The sequence below is a fragment of the Streptomyces sp. NPDC041814 genome, from assembly GCF_055590565.1.
Genome location: NZ_JBVJAM010000004.1, coordinates 41,738 through 63,913, shown reverse-complemented (window position 1 = coordinate 63,913; position 22,176 = coordinate 41,738). Strand labels below are relative to the sequence as shown.

At 69.9% G+C, this 22,176-nt stretch carries 21 protein-coding genes and 6 pseudogenes; 18 read left to right on the top strand and 9 right to left on the bottom strand.

Annotated elements, in window-relative coordinates:
- Positions 1–74: 74 nt before the first annotated feature.
- Both ACZ6C6_RS12775 and ACZ6C6_RS12770 read left to right on the top strand, forming a co-directional pair.
- On the top strand, positions 75–944 hold the full coding sequence (locus tag ACZ6C6_RS12775; protein WP_469201972.1) for a PhzF family phenazine biosynthesis protein: 870 nt from the start codon (positions 75–77) through the stop codon (positions 942–944).
- Positions 941–1,924 carry an ornithine cyclodeaminase family protein gene (locus tag ACZ6C6_RS12770; RefSeq protein WP_469201970.1) on the top strand — a complete coding sequence of 328 codons (984 nt, stop codon included), beginning with the start codon at positions 941–943 and terminating at the stop codon, positions 1,922–1,924. Before ACZ6C6_RS12775 ends, ACZ6C6_RS12770 begins: the two co-directional genes overlap by 4 nt.
- An 880-nt stretch (positions 1,925–2,804) precedes the next feature.
- Here ACZ6C6_RS12770 and ACZ6C6_RS12765 read toward each other — a convergent pair.
- A complete protein-coding gene (locus ACZ6C6_RS12765) occupies positions 2,805–3,350 on the bottom strand; it encodes an NUDIX hydrolase (RefSeq protein WP_469201968.1) in 546 nt (181 codons plus the stop codon).
- Between the two features lie 51 nt (positions 3,351–3,401).
- Between ACZ6C6_RS12765 and ACZ6C6_RS12760 the strand changes: the two genes are divergently transcribed.
- The 3 genes from ACZ6C6_RS12760 (at position 3,402) to ACZ6C6_RS12750 (ending at position 4,157) form a co-directional block, all read left to right on the top strand.
- On the top strand, positions 3,402–3,647 hold the full coding sequence (locus ACZ6C6_RS12760; RefSeq protein WP_469201966.1) for a hypothetical protein: 246 nt from the start codon (positions 3,402–3,404) through the stop codon (positions 3,645–3,647).
- Positions 3,648–3,806, top strand: coding sequence for a hypothetical protein (locus ACZ6C6_RS12755; RefSeq protein WP_469201964.1), 159 nt, complete (start codon positions 3,648–3,650; stop codon positions 3,804–3,806).
- A gap of 183 nt (positions 3,807–3,989) precedes the next feature.
- The gene (locus ACZ6C6_RS12750; protein WP_073969395.1) at positions 3,990–4,157 is read left to right on the top strand and encodes a hydrophobic protein; all 168 of its coding nucleotides are present in this window, start codon (positions 3,990–3,992) and stop codon (positions 4,155–4,157) included.
- A gap of 466 nt (positions 4,158–4,623) precedes the next feature.
- On the opposite strand, the gene ACZ6C6_RS12745 is transcribed toward ACZ6C6_RS12750, so the two are convergent.
- Positions 4,624–5,517 carry a methyltransferase domain-containing protein gene (locus tag ACZ6C6_RS12745; RefSeq protein ID WP_469201962.1) on the bottom strand — a complete coding sequence of 298 codons (894 nt, stop codon included), beginning with the start codon at positions 5,515–5,517 and terminating at the stop codon, positions 4,624–4,626.
- Entirely contained in the window at positions 5,514–5,843 is a 330-nt protein-coding gene (locus tag ACZ6C6_RS12740; protein ID WP_469201960.1) for a hypothetical protein, read from the bottom strand. Before ACZ6C6_RS12740 ends, ACZ6C6_RS12745 begins: the two co-directional genes overlap by 4 nt.
- 384 nt (positions 5,844–6,227) lie before the next feature.
- Between ACZ6C6_RS12740 and ACZ6C6_RS12735 the strand changes: the two genes are divergently transcribed.
- From ACZ6C6_RS12735 to ACZ6C6_RS12725, 3 genes are all read left to right on the top strand, one after another.
- Positions 6,228–6,917, top strand: coding sequence for a hypothetical protein (locus tag ACZ6C6_RS12735; RefSeq protein WP_469201958.1), 690 nt, complete (start codon positions 6,228–6,230; stop codon positions 6,915–6,917).
- Positions 6,918–7,003: 86 nt separating this feature from the next.
- Entirely contained in the window at positions 7,004–7,246 is a 243-nt protein-coding gene (locus tag ACZ6C6_RS12730) for a hypothetical protein (protein WP_469201956.1), read from the top strand.
- A 716-nt stretch (positions 7,247–7,962) separates the two neighbouring features.
- Positions 7,963–8,784, top strand: coding sequence for an alpha/beta fold hydrolase (locus ACZ6C6_RS12725; protein WP_469201954.1), 822 nt, complete (start codon positions 7,963–7,965; stop codon positions 8,782–8,784).
- 644 nt (positions 8,785–9,428) lie between these two features.
- On the opposite strand, the pseudogene ACZ6C6_RS12720 reads toward ACZ6C6_RS12725, so the two are convergent.
- Positions 9,429–9,545 (bottom strand): annotated as a pseudogene (locus ACZ6C6_RS12720) (IS5/IS1182 family transposase); the annotation flags it as partial.
- A gap of 418 nt (positions 9,546–9,963) precedes the next feature.
- Positions 9,964–10,110, bottom strand: a pseudogene (locus ACZ6C6_RS12715) (IS5/IS1182 family transposase); the annotation flags it as partial.
- 2 nt (positions 10,111–10,112) lie between these two features.
- On the opposite strand from ACZ6C6_RS12715, the pseudogene ACZ6C6_RS12710 reads away from it, so the two are divergent.
- The 4 genes and pseudogenes from ACZ6C6_RS12710 to ACZ6C6_RS12695 form a co-directional block, all read left to right on the top strand.
- Positions 10,113–10,379 (top strand): annotated as a pseudogene (locus ACZ6C6_RS12710) (tannase/feruloyl esterase family alpha/beta hydrolase); the annotation flags it as partial.
- Between the two features lie 521 nt (positions 10,380–10,900).
- Positions 10,901–12,718 (top strand): hypothetical protein, encoded by a 1,818-nt coding sequence (locus tag ACZ6C6_RS12705; protein WP_469201952.1) that lies wholly within the window; start codon positions 10,901–10,903, stop codon positions 12,716–12,718.
- A gap of 10 nt (positions 12,719–12,728) precedes the next feature.
- Entirely contained in the window at positions 12,729–13,634 is a 906-nt protein-coding gene (locus tag ACZ6C6_RS12700; RefSeq protein ID WP_469201950.1) for a hypothetical protein, read from the top strand.
- A gap of 39 nt (positions 13,635–13,673) precedes the next feature.
- On the top strand, positions 13,674–14,198 hold the full coding sequence (locus tag ACZ6C6_RS12695; RefSeq protein WP_469201948.1) for a tetratricopeptide repeat protein: 525 nt from the start codon (positions 13,674–13,676) through the stop codon (positions 14,196–14,198).
- Positions 14,199–14,236: 38 nt separating this feature from the next.
- On the opposite strand, the pseudogene ACZ6C6_RS12690 reads toward ACZ6C6_RS12695, so the two are convergent.
- From ACZ6C6_RS12690 to ACZ6C6_RS12680, 3 genes and pseudogenes are all read right to left on the bottom strand, one after another.
- Positions 14,237–14,400, bottom strand: a pseudogene (locus ACZ6C6_RS12690) (DUF885 family protein); the annotation flags it as partial.
- Between the two features lie 110 nt (positions 14,401–14,510).
- A pseudogene (locus tag ACZ6C6_RS12685) lies at positions 14,511–14,798 on the bottom strand (transposase); the annotation flags it as partial.
- An 86-nt stretch (positions 14,799–14,884) separates the two neighbouring features.
- Complete coding sequence (locus tag ACZ6C6_RS12680; protein ID WP_469201946.1) at positions 14,885–15,793, bottom strand: universal stress protein; 909 nt, start codon at positions 15,791–15,793, stop codon at positions 14,885–14,887.
- A 303-nt stretch (positions 15,794–16,096) separates the two neighbouring features.
- On the opposite strand from ACZ6C6_RS12680, the gene ACZ6C6_RS12675 reads away from it, so the two are divergent.
- Together ACZ6C6_RS12675 and ACZ6C6_RS12670 are read left to right on the top strand one after the other, a co-directional pair.
- Positions 16,097–17,011, top strand: coding sequence for a universal stress protein (locus tag ACZ6C6_RS12675; protein WP_469201944.1), 915 nt, complete (start codon positions 16,097–16,099; stop codon positions 17,009–17,011).
- Positions 17,011–17,721, top strand: coding sequence for a helix-turn-helix domain-containing protein (locus ACZ6C6_RS12670; protein WP_469202678.1), 711 nt, complete (start codon positions 17,011–17,013; stop codon positions 17,719–17,721). Before ACZ6C6_RS12675 ends, ACZ6C6_RS12670 begins: the two co-directional genes overlap by 1 nt.
- A 76-nt stretch (positions 17,722–17,797) precedes the next feature.
- Here the strand turns inward: ACZ6C6_RS12670 and ACZ6C6_RS12665 are convergent, their stop codons facing one another.
- Positions 17,798–18,655, bottom strand: coding sequence for a universal stress protein (locus ACZ6C6_RS12665; RefSeq protein ID WP_469201942.1), 858 nt, complete (start codon positions 18,653–18,655; stop codon positions 17,798–17,800).
- Positions 18,656–18,901: 246 nt separating this feature from the next.
- On the opposite strand from ACZ6C6_RS12665, the gene ACZ6C6_RS12660 reads away from it, so the two are divergent.
- From ACZ6C6_RS12660 to ACZ6C6_RS12645, 4 genes and pseudogenes are all read left to right on the top strand, one after another.
- Positions 18,902–19,768, top strand: a complete 867-nt coding sequence (locus ACZ6C6_RS12660) for a universal stress protein (protein WP_469201940.1) — start codon at positions 18,902–18,904, stop codon at positions 19,766–19,768.
- 148 nt (positions 19,769–19,916) lie between these two features.
- A complete protein-coding gene (locus ACZ6C6_RS12655) occupies positions 19,917–20,375 on the top strand; it encodes an Hsp20/alpha crystallin family protein (protein WP_469201938.1) in 459 nt (152 codons plus the stop codon).
- Between the two features lie 64 nt (positions 20,376–20,439).
- Positions 20,440–20,943 (top strand): annotated as a pseudogene (locus ACZ6C6_RS12650) (P-type ATPase actuator domain-containing protein); the annotation flags it as partial.
- Between the two features lie 70 nt (positions 20,944–21,013).
- Positions 21,014–22,156, top strand: a complete 1,143-nt coding sequence (locus tag ACZ6C6_RS12645) for a cation transporting ATPase C-terminal domain-containing protein (RefSeq protein WP_469201936.1) — start codon at positions 21,014–21,016, stop codon at positions 22,154–22,156.
- The last annotated feature ends 20 nt before the right edge of the window (positions 22,157–22,176 follow it).

Here is a 22,176-nt window from a genome sequence, read left to right as displayed (position 1 = left end):
TGGACCACGACAGCGCGGTCGGTGCCCCCTAGCGTCGAGACGTAGAGTCCGCTCTCGCACCACCTGGAAACCTCATGCCCCTGCACTACCGTCATGTCGACGTGTTCGCCGGCAAGGCGTACACAGGCAACTCCCTGGCAGTCTTCCCCGACGACCCAGGCCTGCCCGCCGAGCAGATGCTCACAATCACCCAGGAACTCCGTCACTTCGAGTCGATCTTTCTGAGCCGCACTGAGGGAACCCAACACGTCACCGCCCGGGTCTTCGACCTCTTCGAGGAGCTCGATTTCGCTGGACACCCGGTCCTGGGCGCGGCCGCCGTCCTGCACGAGCGCGCCGGGACCCCTGGCCCCCGACGCTGGACGTTCCACCTCTGCGGCAGGACCGTCGAGGTGTCCACCCGGCACACCGCAAACGGCTATCACGCGGAACTCGACCAGGGAGCGCCGGAGTTTCTCGCGCACGTGCCGACGGCGGAGAGGGCGGAGGTCGCAGCGGCCCTGAACCTGCCCGTTTCCGCACTGGCCGACCTGCCCCTGTGCGTCGTCTCCACCGGCCTGCGTTACCTGATCGTGCCGGTGGTGGCGGGTCTTGCCGAGGCGAGGATCGTCCGCGGCGATTTCGCAGAGTTGGTCGGGCGGTACGGTGCGCAGTTCGCGTACGTGCTCGACGTCGAGGTGTTGGAAGGCCGGCACTGGAACAACGACGGCGTCCTGGAGGATGTGGCGACCGGCAGTGCGGCCGGCTGTGTTGGGGCCTATCTGGCCCAGCAGCGCGTCGTGCCCGTCGAGAAGGAGTTCGTCCTGCGGCAGGGGCGCTTCACCGGCCGTCCGAGCCGGCTCACCGTCCTGCCACAAGGACGCCCGGAGGTGCTGCACAACATACGGGTCGGCGGCGAGGTGAGCCTGGTGGCCCAAGGAACCCTCGACACCCTGCCCGAGTGAGGACCACCATGCCCGGCATTCCCCACTACACGGCCGACCGTATTCGCGCGGCAGTGGACCTCACCGACCTGGTGGAGCCGGTCACCGACGCCTTTACCGCGTTCAGTACCGCCGAAGGCGCCCAGGCGCCCGTCATGGTGCTGCCCGTCACCGACGGCGGTGACTCACACGTCAAGGCCGCCCACCTGCCGGGGGGCCGCCACTTCCTCGTCAAGGTCGCCAACTGGTTCCCGGGAAACCGCGCACACGGCCTGCCCGAAGGCGGCGGATTCGTCGCGCTCTTCGATGCCTCGACCGGCGCCATCACCGCCATACTGGAGGACGAGCACCACCTCTCCGACCTCCGTACGGCCGCCGCCGGTGCCGTCTGCGCCCGCGCACTTTCGCGTCCGGACGCGTCCCGCGCGACCGTCCTCGGCACCGGCAGACAGGCCGAACTCCAGGCCCGCGCCCTCACCCTCGTACGGCCGGTCCGTAGGCTCCACGTCTGGGGTCGCGACCACCGCCGGGCGCTCGCCCTCGCTGGCCGCCTCGGCCAAGACCTGCCGCACGTCGACGTCACCGCTGTCGCCGATCCGGAGCGGGCCGCGCGACACTCCGACATCATCGTCACCGCGACCGCCAGCGCCACCCCGGTCCTCTTCGGCTCCTGGCTCCGCCCGGGCCAGCACATCACCGCCCTCGGCGCCGACGACCCGGCCAAGCGGGAACTCGACGGCGCCTGCTTGCACCGCGCCACTCGGGTCATCGTCGACAGCCGGGACCTCGCCCTGCGTTACGGCGACATTCATGCCGCCCTCGCCCGGGGAGAGGTCACGCCGGACCGCGTCGACGGCGAGATCGGCGAGGTCTTGGCCGGCCGGGTCCCTGGACGGCGGACACCGGACGACATCACGGTCGCCAAGCTCATCGGCATCGGCCCCCAGGACCTCGCCGCGGCCGAAACTGCCCTCGCCCTCTTGGAGGGGGGCAGCGGATGACCTCCATGCTTCCTCCGTTCGCGTGCACGTCGCGTCGGGAGCGGGGGTCGGCCATTCCCGACACCGAACGGCGCACCGACCAGGCAGCGGCCATGTGGCGGCTGTACGCGACGTCGGCACCGCGCCATCACTGGCTGCTCGTCAGCGAGGGCGCGGCAACCGCAGCCATCTGGATCGCCGGGCGAGGAGGAATTGATCCCCGAAGAAGCGGGTCATCTCGCGGCCCTTCTGCGTCGGACCGCAGGATGTGAGGCGGCCCAGGTCATCCTGACGACGGGCGACCAGTTCGCGGCAGGGCGGCCACGGCAGCCGCACTTGTGTCTCACACTCCTCGGCGTCCACGACCAGCATTGGGTGAGGGGGGATCGGCCTGGCCCCCTGCTGGCCGAGAGCCTCTCCCGTATAACCGCGCTCGGCTTACCCGCCCCCTGGAGTCGTCCAAAGTCTGCCAGTGTCCAGCGGTACGAGAGCGTCGCCACCGGTCACGCCGGCACCACCATGTAGCACCCCGGGGCAGCCCCCGGCCGCCCGGGGACCGGCACCGGAACAGCCCCCTGCGGGTCTCCGAGCACGGCGGGAAGCGGCAGGAGGAGACGTCCACCGACATGATTGCCGCAGCCGGAATCATCCTCGGTCAGCGGGGCCGCGGAGCCCCCGTCGCCGTCCTGCGGGGCATCGGCTGCACCCCGGCGGACGGAGGGGTGACGACAAGGCTCCACCACAGCCCCGCTGGGTAGCGCTACGAACGGACTGATATCCAGACGGCCGCAGTCACTCGTCGAGAGCCCCGCGACCAGACGACCGTGTGCCTGCCCGAAGCCGGCGCATGATGGTCTGGAGAGACGGCGCCCCTCCGACGTCGTCACACGGGACCCCACCGTCATCCGCCTCGGTCGGACGAGGACGGTGTCATCCGCCCTGCGGAGTCCGGACTGGAGCGGACGGCATCTCGGTCGCGCGCCGCGCTGCTGAGTGCCCGAGACGGCCGCGCCGCCCGGTCGAGTGCTGCCGTAGCCAGCCGCACGCTGCGCAAGGTCCACGGGGGACACGCCGGATCCGTTTCCAGAGCGTCCAGCCGCTCCCACCGGATGTCCGCGACTTCCTGGGGCGACGCGATCACCGGCGCAGCGCCTTCGGGGAGCCTCCCGGCGAGAACCACGTTGATGACCGGGCTGCGGGTGTCCGTGACGAAGAACGTTTCGTCCGCGTAGGCAAGGTCCACTCCGTCGAGGTTTACGCCGATCTCCTCCAGGACCTCCCGGCGGCCGGTGGCGGTGGTCACGTCCCCGCCGGGCGAGCACTGGTCGACCGTCCCACCGACCAGGGACAAGGTTCCCGCCGCATGTTCCTCACCCGGTCCGCGCACGATCAGCAGCCACGTCTCATCTCGATGCAGTGCCACGTCCACGTTGATCGAATACCTCACGGCTCCTCCTCCGACCAGCCAGTTTCCGAGCGCGACGACCGTGTCACCGCAGTGCGCGAGGCCCAGCGCATCGTATGGCCGGGCGGACTGCTCGCCGCTGCCGTCATCAGCCGCTACGCACTGCTCCAGGACGCCGGCACGGTGACCAGCCTGACCGACACGGACGTCAGCCGACGCCTCGGAACTCGCCTGGCCACGGGATACCACCCCGAGCCCGACACCGACCCAACCGGTCTCTTCATCGCGGCCTACTTCCACACCAGCGGCGAACTGCGAGCCGAAGCCACCGCCGCATGAATGACCGATGCCAGTCTGTACGGCGTCGAAGGTCCGGCCTGGCCCATCCTCAAAGGCATCGAAGGGCACACCGGCACTCCCCTCACTGACTTCAACGCCGCACTCGAAGCCGCCCACCTCGCCGACCCGCACCCCGGCACCGTACGGCGGCCCCATTGAGGTACGCGACGAAAGGAATGCAATAACGGAGCGTCGATCGACCGGAATGGAATCGTATCCATCCGCCAGTACTGACTGCCCTGCGCCCAGAGGCATGCTCAAGCTGGTCCTGTAAGATTTCTGTATGGCTCGGGGAGTGAAGGCGGGCCTTGGGGGCACACAGTGTCTCGGAGGTTGATAATCATGGTTCCCATTCTTCTCGTTCTTCTGCTCGCTCTGATTCTTTTCGGTGCGGGTTTCGCACTGAAGGCACTGTGGTGGATCGCCATCATCGTGCTGGTGGTCTGGCTGCTTGGGTTCGTGATCCGGCCGACAGCAAACGGAAAGCGGGGCCGCTGGTACCGATGGTGACAACCGCCGGTTGAACAAACCCCTCCTGACGTGGGGGGGGGGGGGGGCGCCGGGGGGGGGGGGGGGCCCCCCCCCCCCCCCCCCGCCCCCCCCCCCCCACACCCCCCCCCCCCCCCCCCCCCCACGTCACGAGGGCCCGCCGCCCAAAATAGGCGAGAGGACGGACATGGGAAACATATTGCAGGGCACCCGGAGAACTTGATCGGGGATTCCATCAAGAACCGCGACCTCCAGTGATGGGATCCCCGATCTCCGCCTGCACTTTGCTGACGAGGTCGTGGTAATTCTCTCGCTGTCTTCCGGGCGGCACTGTCACCGGTCCTGGCCGGCTCCTTCCAGAACCGAAGAAGAGCTGTGGGCGGCCAGAAGGGCTCCATGTCGGAACGCCGATCCGCCGGAACCATCGGCGGTCATGAGCCCGCAGAGCCAATGCCCCGCAGGATGACGCCGCCAGCCGTGCCGGTGCTCATGGCGTCTGCCGCACGACTGCGGCGAGCGAAGGCAGCGCCCAAGCCAGGGCCGTTAAGGCCCGCGCCGAAGCTGCTGACGTCTGGGGCCCGGCGGTGTCGCGGAGGTCGACTCGGTACTGCTGGGGTCCGGCCTGCTCCCAGCGCGCGTGCACATCTTGGAGCTCGGCCCAGAGGTCACGCGGTCCATGGACACGGACGCCGCCGTCGGCCGGGCCGGCCACGGCCCACGAGTCGTCCTCGGGCGCGACGACGGTCATCGTCTCGGCCTGGAAATCCCGCACTGTGCCGGGCGCCAGGTATGCGGCGGCAAGCCAGAATCCGTAGGCGTGGTCCGGTGGCGGCACGAGGCGGGTTCGTCGCGCCCGGCCGGGTTCGGCCTTGATGCGAGCACGGTGCTCCAGAGCGCTGAGCCACCGGTAGCCGTGCGCGGGCCGGTACCCGCGCGGCCGGCGTCGCAGGACCGCCTCGACGGCGCCTTCCGGGGAGCGGGTGACGAGGAGATGTCCGGGCCAGCTGGGTGTGTGGGTCACGAGCGTCGTGAGCAGCCGGCCGCCCGGCGCGAGCTGATCCACCCACGGGCGTGGGACGCACGGGACACCGATGCCGGAGTGAATTCGCCCGTACGGCGCCCGCCGTTCGTGTCCTTCGAGCGCGTCACTTTCGGCAACGGCCGCGCCAACCCCAAGGCGGTCCAGATTTCGCTGCGCGAAGGTCGTCATGTACCTGTCCCTCTCCACACCGGTGGCGAGTACGCGACCAGTGATGGCGGCGGCGAGCGCCAGGGAGACGCCGAGGCCCGGACCGATCTCCAGATTCCGCTGTCCGGGGCCGAGTTCCAGGGCCTGGAGGGCTTCGACGGTGGCGGGGGTGTAGGTGGACATGGACGTCATGTGCCCGTGGTCACCGGCCCACCGGCAAGGGCGTGTGTGTGGGGGGAGGGGGAACCGTCGTGCTGGAGCAGGATCGACTCGTCGCTGTGGATCAGATCGAGCCACTCCTGACGGTCGCCCGGGTGGTGGCCGTGAAGCGGGCGCCAGTCGATTGGGTCCGCGCCCGGGCCGCTGACTCTGACGTAGGCGTGCGGGAGCAGGACTTCACGCGGCAGACGCAGCAGCGCGTCGCGCAGCAGCGAGTCGGTCAGAACGCCGCACGTTGTGAGCCGGTTGACCATAAGGGCACGCAGATGGGGCGTTGCTTCGTGGAGGTCAAGGGTCATGGGCGAAGTCGTGCCCACGAACCGAGGGATCCGCCGACTCGTCCTTCAAGCCCCAGCCCCTGTCATCGCGAAGGCGCTCGGCTACCACGACAAGACAGCCACCCGCCTGGTGACCGAGGCTGGCGGAACCTGGAGCCGGTATGCCCCGGGCGACCATAGGCGCTGACCCGGCCGGACCTTGATCCTGAGAGCAGAAGGAAGGTTCAATCGCCGGATGGCTGAGACTGACATTGACCTGGGAGTCGTGACGGCGCCGTCGGGAGTCCTCGTGTTGGGGATGGCGTCGTGGATCGACTACTGGCCGCAGCTGGGCCGGCCGCTGTCCGAGCGCGCAAGCGCCGCGGCCTCGATCGGCGGCGGACAGTCCAGGACTGGACGTGTGAGATGGCCGCAGTTCGCGCCGCCGGTGACAGGCCGTTGATGGTGAGGGCCAGCACGGCGGCATCGCCCTTCGACGGAGGACCGACCATCGCGGTGCTTGAGATCGATCTCGGTCTGCCATGGGCCGGCACGGCAGGGGACGAGCCGATCATCCTTGGCGAGCTACCGGTCGACCGTTGCGGCATGGTGCTCGGCGATGCGCTTGCCTTGGACTCCTGGACGGGAGATGGCCATCCGTCAACCGACGGCCTTGCCGATGTCGCCTACTGGGGAGCCTACGCGGAGGCCGCCCATCGTCAGTTCGGCGGAGACCTGATCTTGCGACACTCCAGTCAAGTGCGAGGGTGGCTCGATCTCCCGCTCGATGAAGCCAAGAAACTTGGCAAAGCCCTCAACAACTGGGAAGGCGACGAACAGGGCCGGGGCGTCATGGTCGCAGTCGATGAGCACTCCGACTTTCACCGCTTCAACCGCGCGAGTTGGACCCACCCACTGCGGATCGGCGCCATCGAGGTCGCTGGCTGCCCCGTTCTGGGGATCAACTGGGACGGCGGCGACCACTCGATGCGCCATCGCGGCGAACGAACCTTCGGACAGGTCTATCCCGTGACTCTCCAGCCTGGTCCTACGGGCCAGACAACGATGCGCTGGACGATCCCGCCCTACGAGCCCACCACCGACCACGCAGGGTGACCAAACTGGAAACCTCCGGAGGATACGCGACACCTCAACATGTGGGCCTACCGGTCCCCGGGCCGGAATGGGCGCGTGAGGAGTTCATGCGCTTCCCCCGGCGTCCCCACTGCACCGAGTGCAAGGCGGCGTTCACCGACGGGTGGTGGAAGGCGGTGGAACGCACCGGCTGGGGCCCCGTTCCCATGGAGGTCCGTCCGACGCTGTGTGGGGACTGTGACCTGCCATTCGAGTCGGACCTGGAGCAGGCGCGGGGTGTGAGCCGTCGGCAGGAGCAGCACGACCAGGAGCAGGACCAGGACGTGCCCAGGCCGAAGTCGGGCGGATGATTCTCACGCCTCCGCTCCTGATCCGAGGCGACGTCAGGCCGGGCGCAACCTCAAAGTCCGGCGGACGGTTAGCCGGGGGAGGGCGAGGAGGGAGCGCTCGCCGCGGCCGCCAGTCGGCCGCCGCGCGGCGACCTGGATCCGCTCCCTGCCCACGGGACCGGCTCCCAGCCCGGTTGGCTCCTGGCTCTGTGAGGACCTGCCCGAATCGATCGAGAGGGCGACGTCCTGCCTGGACCGCAGGACTGCGACCCCATGGAACCCGCCGGTGTGATGGTCGACGGCACTGCCGGCTTGGACGGAGAGACGCGCAGCAAGCTGGCCGGCGTGCCGTGTGAGGTCCAGGACGCCCCGTGGCTCACCCCGGGCGAGTGACCTCAGCGAGGCGTCCGTTCCGGCCGGTGCCGGAAAGACGACTTCGTGTCCGTCGGTAAGAAGGTGACCGGGACCCACGAGCATCAGGCCGGGGTCTACAGCGACAGCGCGGTCAGCCCGTGTGGAACACCGGCGGCATGCCGGCCCGCCGTTCAGCAGGGCTCGCCACTCAGTCCACTCCGTTCCGAATGTCGGAGGCGGTTTCGTCACCTCAAACCCACCGGATCTACGGGGCACACGTGAAGATCGGCGAGCTTCGGTTCCCGCAGGAGGGTACGTTGCTGGGGCATTGAAGGCGCTGCGCGTGGAAGGTGGTCTTCATGCGGCAGGAGAGGAGTAATGCGTTGGACTGGAAACTGACCGAGGAATTCGAGACGCCCGGCGGCGTGGTGCGCTGGGGTTCGATGGGTACGGGCGACCCGTTGGTATTGGTGCATGGCACGCCGTACTCCTCCTTCCTGTGGCGTGACATCGCTCCCGCGCTCGCCCGTAACCGCACCGTCTACTTCTTCGACCATCTCGGCTTCGGCCAGTCGGATCAGCACGAGGATCAAGACCTGAGCCTCGCGGCTCACGCGAGGAACTTTGCTCAGCTCCTCGACCAATGGGGACTGTCCTGCCCCAGTGTTGTGGCTCATGACATCGGCGGGGCAGTGGCGCTGCGGACCTTGCTCCTGGAGAAGCGGAGCTACCGGGACTTGACCCTCTTTGATGCGGTGAGCGGCGGAGAGTGGGAGCGTGGGCTCTTTCGGCTCTTCCTGGAGCACAAGGAGGTTTTTAGCGCGCTTCCTGACTACGCCCATGAAGCGCTCGTCGCAAGCCATCTGCGACACGCAACGCGCGCAGGCTTTCGGCCGGGCATCCTCGACGCGTTCCTCTCACCGTGGCGGGGAGAGGCAGGGCAGGCCGCGTTCTATCGTCAGTACACCCAGATCAGGCAGACGGACACAGCCGCCTACGAGCATCTTCTGGCAAGTGTGTCCATCCCGGTGCAGATCGTCTGGGGCTGCGAGGACCGTATCCTCCCTCCGGAGTACGCCGAGTGGCTGCACGAACGCATTCCGCATGCCGAACTGCACTGGATCGAGGGTGCCGGTCACCTTCTACAGGAAGACGCCCCAGGCCAACTGCTGGCCTGCCTCGCACCCGGAGTCGCCTCGGCCTGAACCACGAGATGGCAAGGCTCCAGTCCGCCTATCCGGCGTGTGTCACGGTTCTCGCTGCTCGCGGAGCGCAGGTGCCGGCCGACAGGCATCCGTCGGGACGCGTGGTCGTTCTCGAGGGGGTGGAGGCAGCACCAGGCAGTGTCCGGCGGATCTTGAGCACCCCGGGTGAAGACGGCAATGATGCCGGCCGGACGTTGCCTGGCTCCGGCATGGTCAGGCAACACCGGGTCCGGCGACAATGTAGGCACTTTCGGACCGGGCGTTATTCGCGTTCCGGGACTCTTGCGGTCTGAGCGGAGCGACACCATGGCATGGGTAGTAGGAACGGGCGCGCTCCTGGGGCTGCTGGCGATCGCAGCGGGAACCGTCACGCTGCGAACAGGGTGGATCATGCCCCCGGCGCGCCGCCACGTCACCAGGCCTCAACTCCACGGTCTCGGAGCCCTGCTCACGGGCACTTCCGTCGTACTGCAGAGCCTCTTCTACTTTCGAGTCCTGCCGAACGTTTCGTGGGAAGCTCGTTTCCTCGGTGGAAACGCCCTCCTGGTCTCGGGGCTGCTCCTGATTGCCCTCAGCCAGCTGCTACCGCTCCGCCGAAGCCAGGATCACCCCGATCCCACAGGCGTTTGAAGGGGGTCGGTAGCTCACGGCCGTAGCCACAGTCGGATCGCCGCCATGGTGATGGTGCCGTGGAAGACGAAGGCACTCTTGTCGTATCGGGTGGCGACGGCTCGGGAGTTCTTGAGCTGGTTGATCCTGCGTGCTGTTCGCTTCGACTCGGGTGGCGTGCTGACGCAGCCGGTCGACGGCCGGTGGTACCCGCAGGCGGACTTCGAGCAGCCCCCCGCTTCAGGCGGGCGCTGTCACAGCAGGTCGCTGCGCTGCGACAACTGGCTTTCTCAGTCCCGTTGGCCCCGTGCAGAGGTGGCAAGGTGGGCCGCGAATGCTGGCCGGCCGACATCGGTAACTACGGACGCGGAACACTCCGGCGAGTTTGTTGGGGCCGGTGCTCCACGTCCCGCAACTCGGTTGTCCCGAAAGCGTGTTGGTCGACGGACCGGGTACCGGTGAGACATGACTCGACTCGGCTTGGCCGTCTCGGAGCTCGCCCGGAACAGCAGGCCCGATGGGCCTCCGATGGTCCACATGGGCATTCCTGGCAGTGAGCCTTTTCCATCCTCACTTCGAGCTGGTCAGATGCAGGGTGAGGGCGGCCCGGACGAGTGCGGTGATGAGCGTGGTCGAGCACCGGAGCTTGCGGAGGAGTCTCCAGGATTTGAGGGTGGCTATGGCCTGTTCGACGAGTGCGCGGATCTGCGCGTGGGATCCTCGGCGACGTCCTCGACGTGAGCTGGGCGCTGAAGAGCGACGGCACGGTCAACACCACGTCGCTGAAGAACTTCCCCCGCCGCTCCCAGTACGAGGCCGCCGTGGTCGGCAAACAGGTCGTCGCCACGGCCTACGCCGAGCGCGCCGCGTACTCCTACTTCACCGGCTACTCCACCGGCGGCCGCCAGGGTTACGCGGAGGCGCAGCGCCACCCCGACGGCATCCTCGCCGACGCGCCCGCGGTCAACTGGGACGTACGGGAGGTGCTCAGGCCGACAGACCCTTCAGCGGCAGTCCCACCAACCCGTACGCCACCACCGCGAAGGCCGCCCCGACCGCGGGCGTCGTCCGGCGTTCACGCCACGAGCGGCCCAGGCAGGGGAGTACGGCGAGGAGCAAGGGTTCTCCGGCCCTGCCCCATCGGATCTGACCCACTCCGCCACCCACTTCGCGAAGGACGAGGCCCCGTGACCCGCAACTGAGTACCGAAGCATACGAACCTCCTTGGCCAGTAAGTCAGTTGCCCGCCGTGCCCGGCGCGTACCGCACCCGCCTCGGCACGGCCGGCGACCGGCCCATGACGGAGTTGCCGGGTGCACGGAACGGCGCGATGCTGGTGGCACAGGCCATTTCGAGAATTCCGCGACGCGCGATCGAAGGCCCGGCCGACCGCAGGGGATACGCACCGCGCCGACGCCCGACCGCACCCGTCGCGGATCTCGCCCGGTCGGCACCGACACCCAAGAACCGGTGGGTCATCACCGACACCCAAAAAGGGGTGTGCGTCATGATCGACGTCCGAACCCATGTCGTCGCCCTGTCGCAGCAGCTCGACACCCTCGCGGCCGCCCCCGTCGCCCCGGCACTCGACGCGGCCCGCAACCAGCTCATCGACGACTGCGCCGACCACCCCGCACACGCGCGACTCGGCGCCCTGCTCGACCACGTCCTCGCCCACGCCACATCCGACGGCACCGAGGCCGAACTGCTCGAGGAAGCGGCCAAGATGTGGACGGACGGCCTCGCCCTCTACGCCGAGATCGGCAGAATCCGCGGCGAGATCGAGACGGCCCTGTCCGACCCGTCGAGCCCCGAAGCCGCGTCGAGGTTCTGCGAGGCCACCCTGAACCTCCGCCACGCCACGAGCGATGCGAAGGGCACGTTCCTCCGGATGGACGGACTCGGCAAACGCCTGCGGACCATGGCCCACATCCCGCGCCACCCCCGCCAGCAGGACGAACCCGTGTCCCAGTGGGGATGGGGAGACATCTTCCTCGCCCGCCGGACCGACGCGCTCGTACGTACCGCGTTCGCCGAGGCCCGTACGGGAGACACCCGCGCCCTGGCCTTCGGCATCCTGTCCGGCTACGCGGCGAACGCCACGGGCTCCGTCTACCTCACCCAGGTCGTCGGCGGACCCCGCCGCTCCCACCGGCTCCGGGACCGCATAGCCCGCAACACCGTCGGATCGTGGTGCGGCGAGCGGTATCCGGAGGTACGGAGCTGTCGCGGGATCGCGGACTCCCTGCGCTTCGACAACGCACCGGAGGCGACTCTGCCGGGCGAGACGGCGGACTTCCTCACGAGGACGCTGGGGGAGACGTACGACCTGTCGCAGCTGAGCCCGGTGCCCGATCCGGCCCTGGGCTACGGGCGCCTGATCAGGCAGCTCGAACTCCTCGACACCTTCGTCCAGCCGCCCCCGCCGGCCCTGCCGCCCGCCTCGTTCGTCACGAAGCTCTTCGCCGACCCCGCGCACCCGCCGCAGCCGGCCGTCACCCCGGAGACGGCCACACCCCCGTACGCCCACGGGCCCGGGGTGAAACCGACCACCTACCACGGGTACGGCGGCGGGCAGGTGGGGCCGCCGACCGCGACGGACAGCACCGCCGACAGCGAGAGCGCCTGCGGCAGCTTCTGCCTGGCCGTGCTGGCGTTCCTCTGCTTCGCCGTACTGCTCGGAGGCCCGTGCTGGGACGAGTGGGGCAAGGAGAAGAGCTGCACGTTCTGGGACAAGCACGTGGCGGAGAACTGGCGGAACGCGTTCACCACCGATCTCAGCCAGGCCGAGAAGGACGCGCTGGCCTCGCAGAGCCAACCCCTCACCGGAAGCGGCTTCGCGGCGGCCGCCAGGGTGCCCCAACTCGACGAGCTGGTCTCCCAGTTGTTCGACCTGCACGTACGCCTGTGGGAGGCACTCGGCAAGGCGGGCGCCTACCTGTCCGGCTGCGGCCTCATCTACCCGGAGGGGCGGTTGGGCTTCCCGCTCTACCACCAGTTCCTCGCCGTACCGGGCGACACCCTGCAGCCGCACCGCCCCGAGAGGGACGACGTCCGCACGTTCTACCGGTATCCGCGGACCGAGATGGAGCACCCGGTCGACTACACGAAGACCGTTCCCGTGGGCGCCGACCCGGGCATCGTCCTCACGGCCACCGGCCCCGACTGCGTACGCAGGTGGGAGGACGTCGCCCGGGGCACGCCCGGCGACACGAACCTCGACCTCGACGCGGACCGGGGCACGGCCCACCCGTGCTGGTCCACCCGCGGTTCGATCGACGACGACCCGGTGGGCGTCGGCATCCTCGCCTACCAGGACCTGTGAGGACCCAGCCATGGACACCGATCGAGGCCGGAAGCAGCAGCCGCACGAGGGGGGCAACGACCGCCCCTACCTCTACATCCACAGCTACCCGCCGCCCGACCTGCCCGATGCGGGCGAGGACCACGGCGAGCGCCCGGTCCCCAACGGCGTCTGCTGGTACCTCTGTTCGGGAATCCAGCCGCTGACCGCGTTCCAGCCAGGACAGGACCTGACCGCCCAGGTGGCCATCGGCAACTGGCAGGGCGGGAACAGCCCCTCGATGGCGTACGTCGGCCTGTGGTGGTCCAAGCCGGTGAGCGGGCCCGTCATCCCCGACCCGTCGAAGTTCATGGGGTTCTCCCCGGTCCCGGTGCCCCCGCACGGCGGCCGGGCCGAGACCACCCCCCTCACCGCGCGGATCCCGGCGAGCTCGGGCAACCACATCTGCCTCCTGGCCAAGGTCTGGCACCCGCTGGACAACGTCGCCGCCGGAGGCCTCGCGGACCCCGTCAACGACCGCCACTGGGCCCAGCACAACCTGGCCGTCCTGCCGGCCGCCCCCGCCGCGCCGGAGCCCTTCGCGTTCCTCGCGACCAACCCGACGGACGACGACGCCACATATCAGATCGGCGTCCGCCCGATGCCCCCGGAGCTGTGGGGCAACATCCCCAACGACGAGCGCCTGCGCCCGGTAGAGGCCTCCGCCTGGCTGTCCCTGAAGGACACCGCCACCGGGGAAGAGGCCCAGGCCCAGAACGAACTGACCCGCACACTTACTCTGAGCCCGATGGAGCAGCGCCACATGGAACTGCTGCTCGTCGTCACCGACGAGGTGGGCAGCGAGGCCTTCGCACCCTTCCAGATCGCCCAGTACCGCGACGAACGGCCGGTCGGCGGCATCGCCGTGATCGTACGAGGCCAGGCGGGGCTCCCCTAGGATCGGCCCCCGGACTCGTACATGAGAGGGGGTGCGGGAGTGACGACCGAAGTGACGCCCGAACTGGCCGAGGCGATCCAACGCGGCTACGACCGGCGCGACCGGGCGGACATGGCCCCGACGATCGCCTACTTCCAGACGCTGCTCGCCGAACACCCGGACCACCCGGTCCTCGTGTACGAGGTGGGCGGCGCCTACGACACCGCCGGCCAGGAGGAGACCGCCCGCGGCTACTACGAGCGCGCGCTCGCTCTCGGCCTCGACGGCGACGTCCTGCGCCGGTGCCTGTGCCAGTACGCCAGCACCCTCAGATGGCTGGGCGAGCTGGACGCGTCGCTGGTAGTGCTCGACCGCGCCCGCAAGGAGTTCCCCGACTCCGATTCCGTACGCGTCTTCCGCGCCCTGACGCTCAACGACGCCCACCGGTCCGACGAGGCCGTAGCCGAGTTGCTCACCGTCGTCACCACCCACGCCGAGGCCACCGACCTCGGCCGCTGGGCACCCGGCCTGCACGGCCTCGCCCAGTGGCTCGCCGACGGCCGCCCCGAGGAGGAGGAAGAGTAGGAAGTGCCGGGCCGACGCGGCCCCCTACGGCAGGCGGATCAGAGCTGGGAGAGCTCGTCGATCAGGTCGTCCAGGCCCAGGGTGCCCTGAGAGAGGGCGGCCATGTGCCAGGCTCTCAGGTCGAAGGCATTGCCCCGGCGCTCTCCTTCGCCCTTTCCCAGCCGAGCAGCCACGCCCGTTCTGCTGGGGCCGCGCCGATTGCCGCGATCCGTCTTTTTCGCGTACCTTCGCGGATGACTCCAGCACCAGCGTCCGCCACAATCTGGCCCGCGCCGTCGCCGAACTCGCCGCAGGTCAGCACCATTCCGATCAGCGTTCGACAGTCCAGCGGTGGCGCCCCAGCCGCTGCGAGGATTCGACCCTCTTGCGGGCGACGCGGTGGGTGATGCCGCGCTCGCGTAACCATCGTCGCAGGTGGGCGTAGTCGTAGCCCTTGTCGGCGCGGAGTTTGCCGGGCTTGCGCCGTCGCCGGCCGCGGCGCGAGCGGATCGGTGGGATGCCCTGCACGAGCGGGATCAGGGCCTGGCTGTCGTGCAGGTTGGCTCCGGAAACGCCGACGAATATGGGCAGACCGGTTCGTTCCGTGATCAGGTGGATCTTCTATCCGTTAGCGAGGGATGACTCGCCGACGGAATGCTGGTACGCACCTGCGCGATAACGTCGGGACCTGGGCACGACTGCGTCTGTCAGTCCTGGGGGATTACGGCGACCGGGGCGGGGGAGTGGTGCAGTACGGCGTGGGTGACGTGGCCGATGCGTGGTTCGTGCGGCCAGTAACGGTTGGTTCGTCGGCCGACGGCGATCAGTGAGGCACGGGCGCCGGCGTCGATGAGGTGACGCGCCGGTGATCCGATTTCGTAGCGTACGGCCAAGGCTATTCGGGGGTACTTCGCCTTCCAGGGCGCGAGCTGGGACTGCAGCATGTCTACCCCTTCCGCTGTGATGTCGGTGCGCCACCGCAGGTCTCCGCCGATGCCCTGTACGTACCCGGCCGGTGGGTTCCAGCAGTGCTGGATCTCCACACCGGCCGAGCGGACGGCTGCCGCCTCGAAGGCGAAGCGCAGCACGCCGTCCGTGGTGGGGCCGAAGTCGATGCCGGCGACGACGGGAGCAACGGCAACCTGTTCCGCAGTGCCGCGGGCTCGTGCCGCGTGTTCCGCGGAGGTGCCAGGCGTGGCCGGGCCCGGTCGGACGAGGACGACAGGCCCGTGGGCGTGGGCGGCCGTTGCCATGGCGACCGAGCCCAGGAGAAAGCCCTTGAGCGCTCCGAGTCCGGCGGTGCCGAGGGCGAGGACTTCGGCATCTGCGGCGGCCCGGCAGAGCATCTCGGGTGGTGGGCCGGTAAGCCGGTCGGCTTCTATCGTCAGTTGTGGATACTGCTGGGCCAGCCGTGCCGCTGTTTCCCCGGGCAGCCGCCGCGAGCGCTGCTCAGGGGTTTCCGTGCCCGAGAGACGAGCGTGGGAGTAGGGCTGCCATTCCCAGGCGCTCACCAGGCGCAGCGGGCGCCGTCTCAGGGCGGCCTCGCGGGCGCCCCAGTCGGCAGCCGCGTCGCTAGCCGGTGTTCCGTTCAGTCCGACGGTCACTGGGCGATTCACGACGCACCTCCGTGAACGTTCATACGGCCGGGTAGTCCACGATCGCGGGCAGATGACTGTCGCGCATGGGCCGATGGGGGCCTCTCCGAGGCCATCCGACCCCAGTGCCCGGCTGCCGGGTGGTAGCGACGCCCCCGGTTGTCGGGACGTCGGCTCTCCCGACCAGCCGGTCACAGGCGTCGCTCCCGTCGCGATAGGGGCCCGAGAGGGCGCGTCAAGGGCCCGACCGGCCCTTCCAGGCCCCTTGCGGCGGTGTGACCGTTACAGGAGGAGCCTCTGCTGTGATGGAAGGTGGTGGGCCTGATGCGGTTGCCTTTGGTAGTCGGTGTCGATGGCTCGGACCCCAGTCTCGAAGCGCTCGACTGGGCTGTTGACGAGGCCGTCCGGCACGGTCTCCCGCTCCGTGTCGTGCACGCCTCCCTCTGGGAGCGCTACGAGGGAGTGGTGCCGGCCTGGACCGTCGAGCGCCCCACTGGCCAGGTGCTCGCGGAAAACATTGTCGCCGTCGCGGCCGAGCGGGCCCGTCGCCGTGCCCCGGACCTCGAAATCACCGCAGAAGTCCTGGCCGAGGACGCGGCGGGTGCGCTGCTGCGCGAGGGAACGCAGGCGGCAGCTGTCGTCGTCGGCTCCCGGGGACGCAGCGGGTTCAGTGACCTTCTCCTCGGGTCGGTCGGTCTCATCGTGGCGGCACGGTCGTACGGCCCGGTGGTCGTGGTGCGGGGAGACCGTTACGCCTTGGAATCGAGGCACGGTCGCGTGCTGCTCGGAGTCGCGGAGCACGACGTGGACTCGCCCACCCTTCACTTCGCGTTCCGCGAGGCGGCCGCAAGGGACGCCGAACTCGATGCAGTCTGCGTCTGGCGCCGGCCGTCACACGAACCCGCGCAGCACCCGCTCATGTCCGGCGGCGGGGCGGGTTGCTACGAGACGAGGGCCGCTGAACTGCTCGACCGGACACTTGAGCCCATGACGCGTGCCTACCCAGGGGTCCGGCTGCGCAGCAGCACGGCTGAGGGTCTGCCCCACCGGGTACTGACGCAACGGTCTGCCGCGGTCGACCTGCTCGTCGTCGGAGCGCGACGCCGGGAAGGGGTTGTAGGGCTGGAGCTGGGCCGGGTGGCCCACCGCTCGCTGCACCACGCCTCGTGCCCGGTCGCCGTCGTTCCGCACAGGGCTCCGGCGACAGACGCCGAAACGGGAGCGGAAGGAGACGCATGATGAGGGCGACCCGTGAGGGGCACGGAGCGGGAGATCTGGGGCGTCGCGCGGCCGCCCGGCGCGCCCAGCTCGGTCTGTCCCTGGAGGAAGTGGCAGACCGGGCGGGCTCCACGCCGAGCTACCTCGCCTACGTGGAGGAGCAGGTGCCTTCTCCGGGACCTGCTTTCCTCGTCCGGCTCGCGGATGCACTGGAGACGACCGTGCAGGACCTTGCCGGGTTCAATACGGACCTGCCGCAGGGCGGGTCGGCACCGGGCCACCACCCGCGGATGGAGGAACTCGACGAGGCCGAGTGCTGGGCACTGCTCGACGGCCACGGTGTCGGCCGTATCGCGATGGCGGGGACCGAAGGCCCCGTCGTCTTCCCCGTGAACTACCAAGTCGCAGACGAGCGGATCGTGTTCGTGACCGCCGCCGAGTCGGGACTCGCGCAGGCGTCATCGGCCGGCACCGAAGTCGCCTTTGAGCTGGACCGGCTGGACGAGGCATTCAGCCAGGGGTGGAGCGTCCTGGCCGTCGGCTCGACCCGTACGCTCCCGGCCGGGCCCGAGTCCGAACACGTGCGGAGCATCATGATCTCCGGACCCTGGGCAGGGGACAGTCGTACGACAGTGGTGACGCTCTCTCCGCGACGGCTCACCGGGAGGCGGATCCTGGTTCCCGGCGCGCCCGGTACTGCCACGTCCGCCCAGAGTACGGACGGAGGCTGACGGCTGGCCCAAGACAGCGGCCGAGGCCCTCGGACTCGGGGTCCGAGGGCCTCGGCGTGTCGTCGTGCCGTGTCGATCACGTGAGCGGCACGATCACGACCGGAGCGGGGCTGTGGTGGATGACGGCTTGGGCGACGTGCCCGAGGTGCGGTCCCAGCGGCAGCCGGCGGGAGCGACGGCCGACGACGACCAGTTCGGCGTCGCGGGACGCCTCCACCATCTGGAGTGCGGGCGACCCCACAACCGCCTTGGCGGTGGCCTCCACCTCCGGGTACCGCCGGTGCCACGGCTCCATCAGGTCAAGCAGCGTACGGGTCAGGTGCTCGCTCTGGTCCACGCCGAGCGCCGGGTCCATGAGCGCGGCATAGCCGTACGAGGCCGGCAGGGTCCAGCTGTGCAGGAACCGCAGGTCCAGCTTCCGGCGAGCGGCCTCCTCGAAGGCGAAGGCGAACAGCGCATCGGGCGCGCGGTCGACGTCGACGCCCACGAGCATGCCGCCCGGCGGAGCGATCCGTTCGTCCTGCGCCCGCACCAGCACGACCGGGTTCAGAGCGGCACCGACGATGGCGAGCGAGACCGAACCCGCGAGGAAGCCGGCCGTCCTGCCGAGCCCCCGCGATCCGAGGACCGTGAGGTCCGACGCGTTCGCGGCAGCCGTCAGCTCCTCGGCCGCCCGCCCCTTGCTCTGCGCGACGGAGACCTCCATACCTGCATGCTCGGCGCGCAGGCGGTCTGCGGTTGCCCGGAGCAGTCCCCCGGCACGTTCGGCCGCCTCGGTGAGCTGCGCCAGCGGGATCTCCGGGTTGGCGGGCAGTTCCTCGATGTGTATCAGGGCGAGCGGCACCTGCCGCACCCTGGCCTCCTCGGCCGCCCACTCCACGGCGGCGAGGCTCTCATCGGAACCATCGAGTCCGGCGATGACCTGTGCTGTCATGACGCACCTCCTCGTGCGGGGCCACACAACTCAGCCTGCCTGCCCCTCCGCCCGGCCAGCAGGGCCGAGCAGGTCTCGATCGGGCCCGAACGGCCCATCCCCGCCGATCCACGGCGCTGCGAACGTGGAACCTGCCGTTACCCAGAACCGACAGGCGGCCCCGGGGCGCACCGTCGAGGAGAAGCCATGAGCAGCGCGATATCCGCTCGTACGGGTCGACTCCGTGGGCCGGCCACAGACGTCGTAGTGGGCGTCGACCCCCGCAGGCCGTCCGTGCCCGCCCTGTTCTGGGCCGCCGACGAAGCCGCCCGGAGGGGCGTCCGGATCCGCCTGGTGGCAGCGGTGCAGGGCGGCCCCCACCTCATGGGCGACGGCCTCCCCGGGCACAGCGCCCGGCGCGCCCGCGCCGCGTCGGCCCTCGCCAACGCCGAGGACTTCGTACGTGAACTCCACCCCGACCTGTCACCGGCGACCGAACTGATCGAGGGGCCGCCGGTCACCGTGCTGTCCGAACGGGCGGCGGACGCGGCCCTCCTCGTGCTCGGCGCACGCCGCCCGCACCGACCCGCCGAGGCCCTCACCGAGGGCTTGGTGGTGCCGTCGCTGGCGGGGCGCGCGGACTGCCCCGTCGTTGTCGTACGGGCCCCGGAGCACACACAGGTCCATCCCCGTGTGGTCGCCGTCGCGGCGGACGACACCCCCGAGGGCCGGGCCGCCGTCGCCTTCGCCGTGCGGGAGGCGCAGCTGCGCCGGGTCCGCCTCAGGGCCGTACGAGTACTGCCGCCCTCCGCATCGGCTCGCGGTGACGAGGGCGCAGCCCGGCGGAGGCTCTCCGATTGCGAACGGACCTGGAAGGAGCGTCACCCCGGGCTCGACGTCGTTGCGGAAGTCCTGAACGGGCGGCCGGTAGAACAGCTCGTACTCGTCTCGCAGTCCGCTCTCGCGCTGGTCGTGGGCCGTCCACCGGGCGGCCCCGGTACCGCTGAGCGGATCGATCCGGTGATCCAGGGCCTTCTGCGCCACGCGGAGTGTCCGGTCATCACCGTACCGACGCCGCTGGGGGCCGACCGGCCCCCGACCGAGCCGGCACCGGGGTTGCTCAGCCCCTCGTGAATGAGCCGTCCGGCCCCCCGCCCGACCCCGCACGGTCGCTTGCCCGGCCAGGGGCCCGTGGAACGCTGGAGGTGCAGGGCACGGAACCATCCCGTCCCGTGCCCGATCCGCAGGCCGGGAGCCCTCGGCCGGAACAAGGGGCAGTGCCATGGCCGAACACAGGACAGGACACAGCAGACACCGGTTCGCTCCGGACTTCGACGACTGGTTCGGCAGGGGATTCCCGGGACTGCCCGGCTGGCGTCCTGGCAGCGCACCGCACTCCATCCCGGTCGAGGTCACCCAGCGGGACGGCGTGTACGTGCTGCGCGCCGAACTGCCCGGGATGGCACCCGAGGACATCCACGTCAGCGTGGATGACAACCTCGTCACCGTGAGCGCGGAGCACGACGAGACGGACCAGGACAAGGAGCACTCGGAGTTCCGCTACGGGTCGTTCCGCCGCACCGTCCGCCTTCCCGACGCGGTCCCGGCGGACCGCATCGACGCCACCTACACGGACGGCCTCCTGACCGTCCGTGTCCCGATGCGGGGCCTGGAGCAGAAGCCCGGACAGACCGTTCCTGTCAGGCGCGGCGATACGGAGGACACGAGAGGGGCAAAGTGACGGCGGACCCGTGCTGACCACCCGCGCGAGCGGGTGACGACGATGAACGGCCATTCCAGCGGACATGCCGCACCGGGATCTCAGGATGCCGGCGCCCCGCCGTCGTACGACCCCAGGGAGCCGCTGCCGCGGCTGCGGCACGAACTGGCCACCGGCCCCGAGGGCCTTTCGGCCCGGGAAGCGGCCCGTCGTCTCGCCGTCCACGGGCCCCAACGAGGTGCGTAGCCGACAGCAGTCCTCGTTCGTGCGAGAAGTAGCTGGGCAGCTCACCCATCCCCTGGCCCTGCTCCTATGGGCAGCCGCCGCGCTCGCCTTCCTCGCGGACCTCGCGGTCCTCGGCTGGGCGATCCTCGCGGTCGTCGCCGTCAACGCGACCTTCGCCCTCCTCCAGGAGCGCCAGGCAGAGCGGGCGGTCGAAACCCTCGCCCGGTACCTCCCCGAACGCGCACTCGCCGTACGGGATGGCCGTCCGCTGACCGTTGAGGCCCGCGACCTGGTCCCGGGCGACGTGATCGTCCTGGACAAGGGCGACAAGATTCCTGCCGACGCGCGAGTGATCGAGGGAGGCGTCGAAGTCGACCTGTCGATGCTGACCGGAGAATCCGTGCCCGCCGAACGGATGGCCGCCGAAGCACCTCATGTCGGTGGTCCAGGCCGACGACACCAGCCGGATCATCGTCAAGGGGGCACCGGAGGCCGTCGTCGACCGCCTGAAACCCGGCTCGCCCGTGGAAGAGCCACGGGCGGCGGCGCGACGCTACGCCGAGCAGGGGATGCGCGTACTCGCGGTGGCCGTGCGCGAGCTCGCCCCCGGCGCCGATCCGCCCACCGACCGCCGGGACGCGGAGTCGGGGCTCACCCTGCTCGGCCTCGTGGCGCTGTACGACCCGCCGCGCCCAGAAGTGAGGGCCGCCGTCGGCCGCTGCCACGAGGCGGGGATCAAGGTGCACGTGGTGACGGGCGACAACGGGGCCACGGCTGCCGCGGTCGCACGCGAGGCGGGCATCGGAGTGCCGGAACTGAAGGTGGTCGACGCGTCGGAGTCCCTCGGGGACGACAAACTTGACCGGGTGCTGAACGACGGCTCCGAAGTCGTCTTCGCCCAGTTCATCGTCTACATCTTCACCCACGCCACCCCGGAGATCATCCCCTTCCTCGTGCTCGCGCTGACGGCGGGCGCCGTGCCCCTGCCGCTGACCGTTCTCCAGATCCTCGCCATCGACCTCGGCACCGACACCCTTCCCGCGCTCGCCCTCGGCCGGGAGCGTTCCGAGCCCGGTGTCATGGAGCGCCCTCCGAGACCACGGGGGCAGAAAGTGATCTCCCGCGACATGCTCGTGCGCAGATGGGGCTTCCTAGGTTCGACGTCGGCCGTTCTCGTCATGGCGGGCTTCTTCTACGTCCTGTGGCGCTCGGGCTGGCAGCCGGGCGACCCCACCGGGCCCGGCAGCGCCCCGCACCGCGCCTACGTGACAGCTACGACCGCCACCTTCGCCGGCATCGTCGCCTGCCAGATCGGCACAGCCTTCGCCGCCCGGACGGACCACGCGGCACTTCGCGCGATCGGTGTCTTCTCGAACCCGCTCCTGCTTGCCGGAATCGCCCTCGGGCTCGTATTCACCGCTGCTCTCGTCTACGCGCCTCCGCTCCAGCACCTCTTCGGCACCGCCGCGCTCCCGCTGGACGCGGTGCTCCTGCCGGCTTCTTTCCCGCTCCTTGTCTGGGGCACCGACGAGTTGCGGCCCGCCCGGCGACGCCGCAGAGGTGCGGGATGCCGGTGATCTGGGCGGGGCCCGAGCGG

Excerpts from the sequence above, each read along its gene's own strand:
- ACZ6C6_RS12775 (WP_469201972.1), top strand. The coding sequence starts at position 75 with ATGCCCCTGCACTACCGTCATGTCGACGTGTTCGCCGGCAAGGCGTAC.
- ACZ6C6_RS12755 (WP_469201964.1), top strand. The coding sequence starts at position 3,648 with ATGACCGATGCCAGTCTGTACGGCGTCGAAGGTCCGGCCTGGCCCATC.
- ACZ6C6_RS12750 (WP_073969395.1), top strand. The coding sequence starts at position 3,990 with ATGGTTCCCATTCTTCTCGTTCTTCTGCTCGCTCTGATTCTTTTCGGT.
- ACZ6C6_RS12745 (WP_469201962.1), bottom strand. The coding sequence starts at position 5,517 with ATGACGTCCATGTCCACCTACACCCCCGCCACCGTCGAAGCCCTCCAG.
- ACZ6C6_RS12740 (WP_469201960.1), bottom strand. The coding sequence starts at position 5,843 with ATGACCCTTGACCTCCACGAAGCAACGCCCCATCTGCGTGCCCTTATG.
- ACZ6C6_RS12735 (WP_469201958.1), top strand. The coding sequence starts at position 6,228 with ATGGCCGCAGTTCGCGCCGCCGGTGACAGGCCGTTGATGGTGAGGGCC.
- ACZ6C6_RS12730 (WP_469201956.1), top strand. The coding sequence starts at position 7,004 with ATGCGCTTCCCCCGGCGTCCCCACTGCACCGAGTGCAAGGCGGCGTTC.
- ACZ6C6_RS12705 (WP_469201952.1), top strand. The coding sequence starts at position 10,901 with ATGATCGACGTCCGAACCCATGTCGTCGCCCTGTCGCAGCAGCTCGAC.
- ACZ6C6_RS12700 (WP_469201950.1), top strand. The coding sequence starts at position 12,729 with ATGGACACCGATCGAGGCCGGAAGCAGCAGCCGCACGAGGGGGGCAAC.
- ACZ6C6_RS12675 (WP_469201944.1), top strand. The coding sequence starts at position 16,097 with ATGCGGTTGCCTTTGGTAGTCGGTGTCGATGGCTCGGACCCCAGTCTC.
- ACZ6C6_RS12670 (WP_469202678.1), top strand. The coding sequence starts at position 17,011 with ATGAGGGCGACCCGTGAGGGGCACGGAGCGGGAGATCTGGGGCGTCGC.
- ACZ6C6_RS12665 (WP_469201942.1), bottom strand. The coding sequence starts at position 18,655 with ATGACAGCACAGGTCATCGCCGGACTCGATGGTTCCGATGAGAGCCTC.
- ACZ6C6_RS12655 (WP_469201938.1), top strand. The coding sequence starts at position 19,917 with ATGGCCGAACACAGGACAGGACACAGCAGACACCGGTTCGCTCCGGAC.
- ACZ6C6_RS12645 (WP_469201936.1), top strand. The coding sequence starts at position 21,014 with ATGTCGGTGGTCCAGGCCGACGACACCAGCCGGATCATCGTCAAGGGG.